15 protein-coding genes are annotated in these 12,298 nt (G+C 70.2%); 8 read left to right on the top strand and 7 right to left on the bottom strand.

Features of this window, described 5'->3' with window-relative positions; translation table 11 throughout:
- Positions 1-141 precede the first annotated feature (141 nt).
- From ACFZBT_RS02290 to ACFZBT_RS02280, 3 genes are all read left to right on the top strand, one after another.
- On the top strand, positions 142-1,074 hold the full coding sequence (locus ACFZBT_RS02290; RefSeq protein WP_391097677.1) for a GNAT family N-acetyltransferase: 933 nt from the start codon (positions 142-144) through the stop codon (positions 1,072-1,074).
- Between the two features lie 44 nt (positions 1,075-1,118).
- A complete protein-coding gene (locus tag ACFZBT_RS02285; protein ID WP_391097676.1) occupies positions 1,119-1,922 on the top strand; it encodes a TIM barrel protein in 804 nt (267 codons plus the stop codon).
- Between the two features lie 61 nt (positions 1,923-1,983).
- Positions 1,984-2,487 carry a GNAT family N-acetyltransferase gene (locus ACFZBT_RS02280; RefSeq protein ID WP_391097675.1) on the top strand — a complete coding sequence of 168 codons (504 nt, stop codon included), beginning with the start codon at positions 1,984-1,986 and terminating at the stop codon, positions 2,485-2,487.
- A gap of 204 nt (positions 2,488-2,691) precedes the next feature.
- Here ACFZBT_RS02280 and rbsD read toward each other — a convergent pair whose 3' ends face one another.
- From rbsD to ACFZBT_RS02255, 5 genes are all read right to left on the bottom strand, one after another.
- On the bottom strand, positions 2,692-3,081 hold the full coding sequence (gene rbsD / locus ACFZBT_RS02275) for a D-ribose pyranase (protein ID WP_391097674.1): 390 nt from the start codon (positions 3,079-3,081) through the stop codon (positions 2,692-2,694).
- Complete coding sequence (locus ACFZBT_RS02270) at positions 3,078-3,980, bottom strand: PfkB family carbohydrate kinase (protein WP_391097673.1); 903 nt, start codon at positions 3,978-3,980, stop codon at positions 3,078-3,080. The genes rbsD and ACFZBT_RS02270 overlap by 4 nt, the downstream gene beginning before the upstream one ends.
- Positions 3,981-4,089: 109 nt before the next feature.
- The gene (locus tag ACFZBT_RS02265) at positions 4,090-6,042 is read right to left on the bottom strand and encodes a substrate-binding domain-containing protein (RefSeq protein WP_391097672.1); all 1,953 of its coding nucleotides are present in this window, start codon (positions 6,040-6,042) and stop codon (positions 4,090-4,092) included.
- Positions 6,032-7,552 (bottom strand): ATP-binding cassette domain-containing protein, encoded by a 1,521-nt coding sequence (locus ACFZBT_RS02260; protein ID WP_391097671.1) that lies wholly within the window; start codon positions 7,550-7,552, stop codon positions 6,032-6,034. The genes ACFZBT_RS02265 and ACFZBT_RS02260 overlap by 11 nt, the downstream gene beginning before the upstream one ends.
- On the bottom strand, positions 7,549-8,637 hold the full coding sequence (locus ACFZBT_RS02255; RefSeq protein ID WP_391097670.1) for a substrate-binding domain-containing protein: 1,089 nt from the start codon (positions 8,635-8,637) through the stop codon (positions 7,549-7,551). The genes ACFZBT_RS02260 and ACFZBT_RS02255 overlap by 4 nt, the downstream gene beginning before the upstream one ends.
- 200 nt (positions 8,638-8,837) lie before the next feature.
- On the opposite strand from ACFZBT_RS02255, the gene ACFZBT_RS02250 reads away from it, so the two are divergent.
- The 3 genes from ACFZBT_RS02250 (at position 8,838) to ACFZBT_RS02240 (ending at position 10,338) form a co-directional block, all read left to right on the top strand.
- Positions 8,838-9,203, top strand: a complete 366-nt coding sequence (locus ACFZBT_RS02250) for a hypothetical protein (protein ID WP_391097669.1) — start codon at positions 8,838-8,840, stop codon at positions 9,201-9,203.
- Positions 9,204-9,293: 90 nt separating this feature from the next.
- A complete protein-coding gene (locus ACFZBT_RS02245; RefSeq protein ID WP_391097668.1) occupies positions 9,294-9,947 on the top strand; it encodes a dihydrofolate reductase family protein in 654 nt (217 codons plus the stop codon).
- Between the two features lie 175 nt (positions 9,948-10,122).
- Positions 10,123-10,338 (top strand): e9imm peptide, encoded by a 216-nt coding sequence (locus ACFZBT_RS02240; protein ID WP_391097667.1) that lies wholly within the window; start codon positions 10,123-10,125, stop codon positions 10,336-10,338.
- A 66-nt stretch (positions 10,339-10,404) separates the two neighbouring features.
- Here the strand turns inward: ACFZBT_RS02240 and ACFZBT_RS02235 are convergent, their stop codons facing one another.
- The gene (locus tag ACFZBT_RS02235) at positions 10,405-10,698 is read right to left on the bottom strand and encodes a hypothetical protein (RefSeq protein ID WP_391097666.1); all 294 of its coding nucleotides are present in this window, start codon (positions 10,696-10,698) and stop codon (positions 10,405-10,407) included.
- Between the two features lie 211 nt (positions 10,699-10,909).
- Here ACFZBT_RS02235 and ACFZBT_RS02230 point away from each other — a divergent pair, with 211 nt between their 5' ends.
- Positions 10,910-11,734 carry a Scr1 family TA system antitoxin-like transcriptional regulator gene (locus ACFZBT_RS02230; protein WP_391097665.1) on the top strand — a complete coding sequence of 275 codons (825 nt, stop codon included), beginning with the start codon at positions 10,910-10,912 and terminating at the stop codon, positions 11,732-11,734.
- Entirely contained in the window at positions 11,721-11,939 is a 219-nt protein-coding gene (locus tag ACFZBT_RS02225) for a DUF397 domain-containing protein (RefSeq protein WP_391097664.1), read from the top strand. Before ACFZBT_RS02230 ends, ACFZBT_RS02225 begins: the two co-directional genes overlap by 14 nt.
- Here the strand turns inward: ACFZBT_RS02225 and ACFZBT_RS02220 are convergent.
- Positions 11,917-12,087, bottom strand: a complete 171-nt coding sequence (locus ACFZBT_RS02220; RefSeq protein ID WP_391097663.1) for a hypothetical protein — start codon at positions 12,085-12,087, stop codon at positions 11,917-11,919. The two genes, ACFZBT_RS02225 and ACFZBT_RS02220, sit on opposite strands and share 23 nt — an antisense overlap.
- Between the last annotated feature and the right edge of the window lie 211 nt (positions 12,088-12,298).

Here is a 12,298-nt window from a genome sequence, read left to right as displayed (position 1 = left end):
GTTCTCTGACTGCGCCATACGGAAAAACTCATCGGTCGTCTCTCATCCGGATCATGTGCGCGTCTGGCCCCGCATGTCCCTGACCGTTAGGCTCGGCTCGTCGGTATCTCTGACTGAGTCAAACATTCGGGGGTCGAGGCCATGACCGTCCAGGACATCCGCTCCTTCAACCGCTTCTACACGAACGTCATCGGCGCGCTCGACTACGGCCGCCACCTGTACGCCCCCTACACCCTCACCGAGTCCCGCGTGCTCTACGAACTCGCCCACGCGCCACGCACGGACGCCGCCGACCTGCGGGCCCAGCTGCACCTGGACGCCGGCTACCTGAGCCGCATCCTGAACAAGTTCGAGGACGACGGGCTGATCGAACGCGGACCGTCCGAGAAGGACCCGCGCCGCCGCCGCATCACCCTCACCTCGCCCGGCCGGGAGGCCGCCGCGCTGCTCGACGAGCGGGCGCGGGAGACGGTCGGGTCGCTGCTGGACACCGTGCGGGCCGAGGACCGGCCCCGGCTGGCGGAGGCCCTGCGGACCGTTCGGACCCTGCTCGGCGACGGCCGTGCCCCTCGCCCCGAGGACGTCGTCCTGCGCGAGCCCACCCCCGGCGACCTCGGCTGGATCGTGGAGCGCAACGCCGCGCTGTACGCCGCCGAGTACGGCTTCGACCTCGAGTACGAGGGCCTCGTCGCCCGTATCGTCGCCGACTACGGCGAGGACCACGACCCGCGGCTGGACCGCACCTGGATCGCCGAGCTGGACGGCCGGCGGGTGGGATGCGTGATGTGCGTACGGGACGACGCGCCCGGGGCCGCCCGGCTACGGCTGCTGCTCGTCGAGCCCGACGCACGCGGCCTCGGCATCGGCGACCGGCTGGTGGGAGCCCTCGTCGACTTCGCCCGCCAGGCCGGCTACCGCGAGGTGGTCCTGTGGACCAACGACATCCTCGGCGCGGCCCGCCGCATCTACCAGCGCCACGGCTTCGAGCTGGTCGCGGAGAAGCCGCACCACTCCTTCGGACAGGACCTGAACGGCCAGGACTGGCGACTGGATCTTTCCGCAACGCCCGAGTGATGAAGGGGAGTCGCGGGCGGGGGTGCCGGGTAGGGTCCGTCCGTATGAAGCTCGCGTTCTCCACTCTCGGTGTCCCCGGCATGCCCCTGCCCGACGTCCTGCGGCTCGCGACCTCGCACGGCTACCACGGCGTGGAGCTGCGCACCCACCCCGAGGAACCGGTCCACACCGACCTCGACCCGTCTCAGCGGGCCGAGGTGGCGGCCGAGTTCAAGGGGTCGGGCGTAGAGATCCTGGGCCTGGCGGGCTACGCGCGCGTCGCCGCGCCGGGCGACGACGAACCCGTCCTGGCCGAGATCCGTGCCCTCCTCGACCTGGCCCGCGACCTCGGCGCCCCGTACATCCGCGTCTTCCCCGGCGGCGACCTGGACGTCCAGACCCCCGAGGAGGCCGACGCGACGGCCGCCCGGCGCCTGGGCACGGCCGCCGAGTACGCCAACGACCTGGGCGTACGCATCCTCCTGGAAACCCACGACTCCCACCGCACCGCCGCCGACGCCATGCGCGTCCTCGGCCTCGTCGGCCACCGTCAGGTCGGTGCGCTCTGGGACGTCATGCACACCTGGCTGGGCGGCGAACAGCCCTCGGAGACCTACGCCGCACTCTCCCCCCACCTCGGCTACGTCCAGGTCAAGGACATCGCCTCCGCCGAGGACACCACCCCCCTGCCCCTCGGCGCGGGCGTCCTCCCCCTCGCCGAATGCGTGGAGGTCCTCTCCCGCCACAACTGGGACGGCTGGCTGTGCTGGGAGTACGAGAAGCGCTGGTACGAAACGGCCCAGCCGCTGCCGGAGCTGCTGGGAGCCGGGAGTGAACATCTGAGCAGGCTGCTGAACGAATCGGCGTGACGGGGAGCTTCCACGGAAACCCGGTGGTCACCCGGCTCTCACATCGTTAGCGTCTCCGCTCATGCCCCCGACGCTGCGCACCCCACGCCTCCACCTGGACCCCTATACGCCGCAGGACGAAGAGAGCTTCGTCGCCCTGTTCCAGGACGCCAGGGTGTCCCGGTGGATGGGGGACGGTCCTTCGCCCGAGGCGGACGACCGGGCCCTGTTCGGGCGGATCTTCACCAAGGTCTACGCCCAGGACCTGTTCGACGTGTGGGCGGTCCGGCGCGACGGGCGGCTGATCGGGCACGCGGAGATCAAGCGGACCGACGCGGTCGGCGGCCACGAGATCGTCTACGCGCTGGCACCCGAGGCCTGGGGCGGTGGGCTGGGTACGGAGCTGGCCGAGGCGCTCGTGGCGTACGGGTTCCAGACGCTCGGGCTCAGCGAGGTGCACGCCACCGTGGACGAGCGGAACACCGCCTCGCTGCACCTCCTCGACAGGATCGGATTCGCGCACGTCAGGGACATCGAGGAGGACGACGGAAGCCTCACCCGGGTGCTGACCCGGCTGGCGCGGTGATCTTCGCAAGAATCCGGCAAGAAATTCTTACCCGACCGTGCAACCCTTTGCCGCCCACGGCGGTCGTACATGGTGTCAGGACTTCTGGGGGGAGATCTGGGGGGATCGCGGGGTTCCTGACGGGAGGGGAAAAGCCGAGGGGGCCCGGTCGACGGACCGGGCCCCCTCGAAACCGTTCAAGACACCTCAACCGTTCAAGACGCCTCAGAAGAAGACGCCGCACCTCAGCAGCACATTCGCGTACGGCCGTGCCTCGCCCGTGCGGACGATCAGCCGCGCACCCGCCGACAGCTCCTTGAGCCGCTCGTGCGATACGAGGTCCAGCCCGGGGAAGTGCCCCGCCAGCAGCTCCGAAGCCTCCGGGTTCGCCTCCCGCACCTCCGCCGCCGCCGTGGCCCCCTCGACCACCAGCTCGGCCACCAGCCCCTCCAGCACCTCGGCGAACGCCGGCACCCCGGCCCGGAAGGCCAGGTCCACCACCCGGGGCCCGTCGGGAATGGGCATGCCCGCGTCGCACACCAGCACCCCGTCCCCGTGGCCCAGTTCGGCCAGCGCACCGGCGAGGTGACGGTTCAGTATTCCGGCCTTCTTCATAGTGCGGCGACCTCCGCCGCCGTAGGGAAGGACGCCTGCGCGCCCTCCTTCGTCACGGTCGCCGCCCCGACCCGGGCCGCGTACGCCGCCGCTTCCGCCAGGGACGCGCCCGCCCCCAGCCGGAAGGCCAGCGCGGCGGTGAACGCGTCTCCCGCGCCGGTCGTGTCCACGGCGCTCACCTTCACGGATGAGACCCTGGAGACACCCTCCGACGACGCCACCAGCGCGCCCTCTCCGCCCAGCGTCACCACCACCGACCGGGGCCCCTTCGCGAGCAGTATCCGGGCCCAGCCCTCCGGGCTGTCCCCCACGGCGGACGAGCCCAGGATCACCTTCGCCTCGTGCTCGTTGACGATCAGCGGGTCGCAGGCCGCCAGCACCTCCGACGGAAGGGGGCGCGGCGGCGAGGGGTTGAGGACGAAACGGCTGTCCGGAGCCAGGTTCCGTACGACCGCCACCACCGTCTCCAGCGGGATCTCCAGCTGCGCCGACACCACCCGGGAGCTCTGGAAGAGGCACGCGGCGGCGCTCACGTCCTCCGGGGCCAGCCTGCCGTTGGCGCCCGGCGAGACGACGATGCTGTTGTCCCCGGACGGGTCGACCGTGATGAGCGCGACCCCGGTCGGCGCGCCGCCCACCAGGACACCCACCGTGTCGACACCGGCGTCCCGCTGCGACTCCAGCAGCAGACGGCCGTGCGCGTCGTCGCCCACCCGGGCCAGCAGGGCCGTACGGGCCCCGAGCCGGGCGGCGGCGACCGCCTGGTTCGCGCCCTTGCCGCCCGGGTGGACGGCCAGGTCGGAGCCGAGCACGGTCTCGCCGGCACCGGGCCGGCGCTCGACACCGATCACCAGGTCGGCGTTGGCCGACCCGACGACCAGGAGGTCGTAGTCGTACATGAGTTGTCTCCCCACGTGAGTGACATGGCCGGGCGGGCCCGTGTGCTGGGTGCCGCCCGGCCGTTCCCCGATGTCAGCGATACCGGCGGTATCGGCGGTATCAGCGATGTCAGCCGCTGAAGCCGGCCACGTTCTCCTTCGTGACCACCTTCACCGGCACCTTCACCGTCTCCTCGACCTTCTTGCCCTGGAGCGCCTTGAGGGCGTTGTCCACGGCGATCTTCCCGAGCTGGGAGGGCTGCTGCGCCACCGACGCGTACAGGCTGCCGCCCTCGACCGCCTTCAGTCCGTCAGGCGTGCCGTCGAAGCCGACCACCGAGACCGACTTGCCGGCCTTGGAGCCCAGCGCCTTGATCGCGCCGAGCGCCATCTCGTCGTTCGCGGCGATGACGCCCTGGACGTCCGGGTGGGCCTGGAGCAGGTTCGACATCACGTCGAGGCCCTTGGTGCGGTCGAAGTCGGCGGGCTGCTGGGCGACGACCTGGATGCCCGGGTAGGCCTTCAGTCCCTTCGCGAACCCCGCGGCCCGCTCACGGGCCGCCGACGTACCCGCCTGGCCCTGGAGGATCACGATCTTGCCCTTGCCGCCGAGCTTCTCGCCGATCGACTTGGCGGCGAGCTCACCACCGGCGACGTTGTCGGAGGCGACCAGCGTGTCCAGCTTGGCGTTGTTGACGACGCGGTCCACGGCGATGACCGGGATATCCGCCTTGTCGGCGGCCTTCACGGAGTTGCTCGCCGCGTCCGAGTCCACCGGGTTGACGATGATCGCGCCGAGCCCGGAGCTGGTGAAGTTCTGCAGCTGGTTGGCCTGCTGGGAGGCGTCGTTCTGGGCGTCCGTGACGGTCAGGTCCACGCCCAGCTTCTTCGCCTCGGCCTGGGCTCCCGCCCGGATCTGCACGAAGAAGGGGTTGTTGAGGGTGGACAGCGACAGGCCCATCTTCGGGGTGCCCGTGGCGGAGGAGCCGTTGTGCAGGAAGGACGTGGCGCCGACGATCGCGACGGTGACGACGGCCGCGAGCCCGTACGTCGCCGCCTGCTTCCCCTTGCCTCCCTGGGAGGTACCGGTGGCCCCGGGAGTGGCCCCTGCCTTGCGCCGCAGCGTGTCGAACAGCACCGCCAGCGCGATGACGACGCCGATGACGACCTGCTGCCAGAACGCCGACACGTTCAGCAGGTTCAGCCCGTTGCGCAGCACGGCCAGGATCAGCGCGCCGATCAGCGTGCCGGACGCCTTGCCCGTACCGCCCGCGAGGGAGGCGCCGCCGATGACGACCGCCGCGATCGCGTCCAGTTCGTAGCCGTCGGCGGCCTGCGGCTGCGCGGAGGACAGCCGGGCGGCGAGCACGACACCGGCGACGGCGGCGAAGACACCGGAGAAGGCGTAGATGGCGAGCTTCTGCTTCTTCACGCGCAGGCCGGACAGCCGCGCCGCTTCCTCGTTGCCGCCGATCGCGTACATCGAGCGGCCGATGTAGGTACGGCCCAGCACGAACGCCGCGACGAGACCCATCACGATCATCACCAGGACCGGCACCGGCAGCCAGCCGCCGAGCGTGTCGCCGAGGTGGGAGACCGAGTCGGGCAGGGCGATCGGGGAGCCCTCGGAGATGACGAGGGACAGACCCCGGGCCACCGACAGCATCGCCAGCGTCGCGATGAACGGCGGCAGCTTGCCGTAGGAGATCAGGATGCCGTTGACCAGGCCGCACGCGATACCGGTGGCTATGGCCAGCAGGACGGCGACGAAGACGGGGACGCCCGCCGAGGTGGCGGTCCACGCGAGCACCGTGGCCGACAGCGCGGCGACCGAGCCGACCGACAGGTCGATGCCCGCCGAGACGATCACGAAGGTCACACCGAAGGCGAGGATGGCGGTCACGGCCGCCTGGACGCCGACGTTGAGCAGGTTGTCCGTCGTCAGGAAGTCGCCGGACAGCGCCGACATCGCGATGACGAGGACGATGAGCGCGGTGAGCGCGCCGTTGTCGAGCAGCAGGCGGCGCAGGCCTCCCGAGGCGGCTCCCGCGCCCGTCGTGCTCTTGAGCGTGTCAGTGGCCACGGGAGGCCTCCTTCTCTGTGCTGGGGTTGCTTACTGCGAGCGCCATCACGGCGTCCTGGGTGGCCTCGTCGGCGGAGAGTTCGCCCGCGATCCGGCCCTGGGCCATCACCAGCACCCGGTCGCTCATGCCGAGCACCTCGGGCAGATCGCTGGAGATCATGAGTACGGCGGCACCGGCCGCCGTCAGTTCGTTGATGAGCTGGTAGATCTCGACCTTGGCGCCGACGTCGATACCGCGCGTCGGCTCGTCGAGGATCAGCACCTTGGTGTCGGCGAGGAGCCACTTGCCGATGACGACCTTCTGCTGGTTGCCGCCCGACAGCGTGCGCACGTGCTGGCCGAGGCCCGCCATCCGCACGCCGAGCTGCTCCGCGATCCGGGCGGCGGCCTCGCGCTGGCCCTTCAGATCGACGAGCCCCGCGCGCGTGGCCGACCGCAGCGTCACCAGGCCGAGGTTCTCCTCGACCGACGCGTCCAGCACCAGGCCCTGGCCCTTGCGGTCCTCGGGGATGAGGCCGATGCCGGCGGTCATGGCGGCGTTGACGTCGTGACCCTTCAGTGCGGCCCCGGAGACCTTCACGGCTCCCTTGTCGTACGGATCGGCCCCGAAGACCGCCCGCACGACCTCGGTACGACCGGCGCCGACCAGCCCGGCGATGCCGACCACCTCACCGGCACGCACCTCGAAGCCGACGTCGTGGAAGACCCCGTCCCGGGTCAGCCCCTCGACGCTGAGCAGTGCGTCGCCCTTCTCGGGCCGCTCACGCGGGTACTGCTGCTCGATCGACCGCCCCACCATGAGCCGTACGAGCTCGTCCTCGGGCGTGGCGGCGGGCACCTGCCCGACGCTCTTGCCGTCCCGGATGACCGTGACCCGGTCGCCCAGGGCGGCGATCTCCTCCAGGTGGTGCGTGATGAAGACGATCCCGACGCCGTCCTCGCGCAGCTTGCGCACGATCGCGAAGAGCTTCTCGACCTCCTCGGAGGTGAGCACGGCGGTCGGCTCGTCCATGATCAGCACACGCGCGTCCAGGCTGAGCGCCTTGGCGATCTCGACCATCTGCAGGCGCGCGATACCGAGTTCGCGGACCCGCGCGCGTGGCGAGACGCTGACCCCGACGCGCTTCAGCAGCACCTCGGCGTCGGCCTCCATCCTCTTCCGGTCGATCATCCCGAACCGGCGCGGCTGGCGCCCCAGGAAGATGTTCTCGGCGACCGTCAGATCGGGAACGAGGTTGAACTCCTGGTAGATGGTGGCGATCCCGAGCCGCTCGGAGTCCTGCGCACCCTGGATGCGCGTCTCCTCGCCGCCGACCAGGATCCGCCCGGCGTCGGGGGTGTAGGCGCCGGAGAGCATCTTGATGAGGGTGCTCTTGCCCGCGCCGTTCTCACCGAGCAGCACATGCACCTCGCCCCGGCGCAGGTCGAAGTCCACGCCGTCCAGCGCGACCACACCCGGGAAGGTCTTCCGTATGCCCTCGATGCGCAGCAACTCGTCCGCGTTGCTCACGTCTGGCTCCTGTTCTTGGCGGGGTGCTGCACAGCGGGGGTCTGTGCAGGGTCCGGCTCCGGGGAGACCGGGTGGGGGTCGGGGGGTGCCGGGACGGGCTCGCCGCACGAGCGGCGTACGACGAGCCGGGCGGGGAGGGTGACGGACTCCCCGGGCCGGCCCTCGATCCGGGCGACCAGCGCGCGCACGGCGGCACGCCCCAGCTCACCGGTCGGCTGGGCGATCGCGGTGACGGGCGGGTCGGTGTGCACGAACCAGGGAATGTCGTCGAAGGCGGCCAGCGCGATGTCGTCCGGCACGCGCACGCCACGCGCGCGTACGGCGTCCAGCGCGCCGAGCGCCATCAGGTTGTCGGCCGCGAACACGACCTCGGGCGGCTCGGGCAGGTCGAGGAACCCCTCGGTGACCCGGCGCCCGCTCTCCGCCTGGAAGTCGCCCTGCCCTGTGTAGGCGTCCGGGAGTTCGAGGCCGTACGCGCCGAGCGCCTCCCGGAAGGCCTCCACGCGCTCCCGGCCGGTCGTGGTCGCCGCCGGTCCCGCGATGATCGCGAGCCGCCGGTACCCGAGGCCGTGCAGATGTGCGACGAGATCCCGTACGGCACTCCGGCCGTCCGCCCGTACCACCGGCACGTCCACGCCCGGGATCCACCGGTCCACGAACACCATGGGCGTCCCGGCCCGCGCGGCGTCCAGCATCAGCGGCGAGCCGCCGTCCGTCGGGGAGACGAGCAGCCCGTCGATGCGCCGGTCCAGCAGGTTCCGTACGTGGTGGTCCTGGAGGTCGGGCCGCTCGTCGGCGTTGCCGATGATGACGCTGTAGCCGAGCGCGCGGGCCTCTTCCTCGACGGAGCGGGCCAGCTCGGTGAAGTAGGGGTTCATCACGTCGCTGATGACCAGGCCGAGGGTGTGGGTCTGGTCGGTGCGCAGGGAGCGGGCGACGGCGTTCGGGCGGTAGCCCAGGGCCCCGACGGCGGCCAGCACGCGTGCGCGTGCGTCGGCGCTGACCGACGGGTGGTCGTTCAGGACGCGCGAGACCGTGGCGACGGAGACGCCTGCCTCGGCAGCGACGTCCTTGATGCTGGCCACCGCCGCTCCACCTCCTTGTGGAAACGGAACCCGCCATGGGTTCGTGGAATCGATTACATCGACGGGTGGATGGAATCGATTACACGCCGGTAAATCAAGACCCTGGCGGCACCTCGCAACCTGATCGTGATGTCGCGGGAGGCTCCCGGGCGGTCCAGGGTGGAAGGAAGAGGTCCGTATCCACGGCGAGCGGAGGAGTCATGACGGCGGCGACCCGGAACGACGTACCCGTCGCCCTCGAAGGCGACGGCGTGGAGCTGCGCAGCATGCCGATCGGGGGCGGCATGTCGGTGGGCTACATCAGCCTGCCCCAGGGCACGGACATGGGCCCGGCCCTCAAGGGCATGCCCGACGACGCGTGCCAGTGCCCCCACTGGGGCTACCTGCTGAAGGGCCGGATCAGGATGCGCACGGCATCCGGCGAGGAGGAGTACGAGGCGGGGCAGGCCTACTACTGGGCTCCGGGGCATGTGCCGCTCGCGCTGGAGGACAGCGAGCTGGTGGAGTTCTCCCCGGCCGACGACTTCAAGCAGGTCATCGAGCACGTGGTGGCGCAGGCTGGGTGAGGGCCGGAGGCCGGATTCTCCGACGACCGACGACCGATGAGTTTCGCCGGCCGGAGCGGTCAACCCTTCGTCGACCACAGGAGGAGCCCCGTGCCTCAGACGCAGCTACTGCGCGTGCAGAACTTCAACGTCTCCAGCGACGGATTCGGAGCCGGTGAGAACCAGAGCCTTGAACGGCCGTTCGGCCACGCCGACCCCGGCACGATGTTCGCGTGGGCCGGGGCGACGGCGAGCTGGCCCAACCGCACCGACCCGGGCGGGAGCCGCGGCCTCGACGACTACTTCACGCGCGACTTCGCCCACAACATCGGCGCCGAGATCATGGGCCGCAACAAGTTCGGTCCCCACCGCGGCCCTTGGCAGGACCACGACTGGCAGGGCTGGTGGGGCGACGAGCCGCCGTTCCACACCCCGGTGTTCGTGATGACCCACCACCCTCGCCCCTCGTTCACCCTCTCCGACACCACGTTCCACTTCGTCGGCGGCGACCCGGCCGAGGTCCTCGCGCAGGCGCGGGAGGCGGCGCAGGGCAAGGACGTCCGCCTCGGGGGAGGGGCCGCCACCATCCGGGAGTTCCTCCACGCGGACCTGGTCGACACGCTGCACGTGGCGGTCTCGCCAGGGGTGAAGCTGGGGTCGGGCTCACGGCTGTGGGAGTCCCCCGACGAGCTGCTGGACCGCTTCCACCGGGATGTGGTGCCGAGTCCGAGCGGGGTGACGCACCACTTGTTCTGGAGGCGGTGACAGGGCAAGTGGAGCGTTCGGGACAACGGGGAATCTGCTTGCCTGGGCTTTCGCGGTCAGGGACGGCCCAATCGCTCCACTTGCCCGCTCTCGCCGCGCGCGGCGAGGGCCTGTCCGGGCGATCGCGTGTCCCGTCAGGGTGATTCGACGGAGGGGGCCAATGAGTGCAGCAGGGATGAGCCGCGCGGAGGCGGTCGCGCTCGTACAGTGGATCATGGAGGCGGACTGCGCCTCCGGCGACGAGGTGGCCCAATGGCTGGACAGGCTCGACAGGTCACTGGCGTGCCCGACTGGTCACGTCGGTGACTTGATCTTCTGGCCGCCGGAGCGTGAGCTTTCGGCCGGCGAGGTGGTCGATCAGGCCCTGGCGTATCGACCGATCGTCATGTGAGGTCGGTACTCGACTCCTCACCGACTTCCTGACCGGCTCCGCCGACTGAGCTGATCACCTGCCAGGTCATGGCCCTTCGCGCGGGCCGAGCCGTGCCCCTCTGCTCTCCGCGACCCGCTTGACGTCCCGCAGGGACTCGGTGAGCCGCCGGGCCAGGTAGTGCAGCTCCGCACTCGTCACCCGCCGCTCCGCGAGGAGCTGGTCGGCATGGCCGAGGAGATCGCCCGCCATACCGAGCTGCACGTCCTCGATGTCGTCGGCGAGACGGGAGACGTAGCCCGTCCCATCGCCGACGAGGTAGCAAGGCCTGCCCTCAGGACTCGTCCACGGCAGCAGTCGCCCTTGCGCTCCGCTGGTCATACGGCGGCCTCCTCCAGCAGGTAGGGGCGCACCTGGTGGGGGGTCGGCTCAAGGAGCCGGGCGATGCGGTCTGTCATGTCTGGCTGACCTGCCTTCTCACCTGCGGTGACTGCGTTCTGTGCTGAATCACTCACAGAGTGGGGTCGGCCCTGGCTACGCTGCCAGGGGGCGGAGCTTGACATCGCGTTTGTCAGGAAGAGGAGTTGGCCGCATGGACGGACGCCGCGCACTTCGAACGCCGCGTCAGAAGTACGGGGAGGAGCTGCGGCTACGGCGGGCAGCAGCCGGCCTCACCCAGGAGGAACTGGGCGGCCACGTCGTGTGCTCACCCACGCTCATCAGTCACATCGAGGCAGGGAGGCGCCTGCCGAAACCGGATGACGCGCTGCGGATCGACCGGGCGCTGGGGACGGACGGGTTCTTCGCGCGGTGGCTGGAGGATCTGGAGTCGAAATACACCGATCACTTCGCCGCCGTGGCCGAGCTTGAGCAACTGGCATTGCTGATCCAGCAGTTCGCGCTCTCGCTGGTCCCCGGGGTGCTGCAGACCGACGACTACGCACGTGCTCTCTTCCGTGCGTACCGGCCGAATCACACACCCGAGGAACTTGACGAGCTCGTTGTCATCCGAACGAGGCGTCGCCGAGTCCTCGACGGACCGGCGCAGCCCGTGGTCTGGACGCTGCTCGACGAGGCGGTTCTTCGACGCCGTGTGGGTGGGCCGCAGGTCATGGCGGAACAGCTGCACAGGATCGCGGACATGGCCGAGTCGGGACGGCTGCGCTTGCATGTCCTTCCCTATGGCGTGGGGGCGCACGCGCTCATGCAGAGTCTGCTCACGCTCATGACATTCGAGGACTCGGCCCCGGTGGCCTACGTCGAGGGGTTCCAGACCGGGAACTTGATGGACGATCCCGCCCTGGTGAGCGCCTGTCAGACCGCCTACGCTCTGGCGCTGAGTGACTCGTTGTCGCAGCAGCAGTCACTGTCCCTGGTCAGGGCGGCAGCGGAGGAACACGCGAATGGTCACCAGTGAGCGAACCCTCACCGGTTGGTACAAGTCCAGCTACAGCGGCGGCGATCAAGGCGAATGCCTCGAAGTCGCCCACGGCCACCCCGACATCCCCGTCCGGGACAGCAAGAACACCCCCGGCCCCACCCTCACCTTCTCGGCGACCGGCTGGACCACCTTCGTCACCGCCCTCAAGGACGGCCACCTCACCGCCGCAAGCTGTAGCTGACCAGCGAAGCCCCCACCACCGACCCGAACGCGGGGATCAGGAGATTCGCGAAGGCCTCCCAGCCCCACACGATCCCCGCGCACGCCGCCGTGATGTTGATGGCCAGGGAGATGATCCACAGGGCGACGCTCTGGGCCTGGGGTGACATCGTTCCTCGCCGTCGTTCGGGTCCGGGGGAATTCACTGGGCGGGGCGGAATTCCGGCTGGATCCTCCCACGGGTGCGGAGTTCAAAAGGGACGACACTGATGCTTGAACTGTAAAGCTTCAAGCTGCCGTGTGAATTCAGCGTGAAATGTGAGAGCCCGGCCGCATACTGACCGGTCGCTTTATCCGAGGGCGTTGTCCTACCCGGGCGGT

It is taken from the genome of Streptomyces sp. NPDC008137, assembly GCF_042957035.1.
Taxonomy (GTDB): Bacteria; Actinomycetota; Actinomycetes; order Streptomycetales; family Streptomycetaceae; genus Streptomyces.
This window is presented reverse-complemented; position numbering and strand designations above follow the sequence as displayed.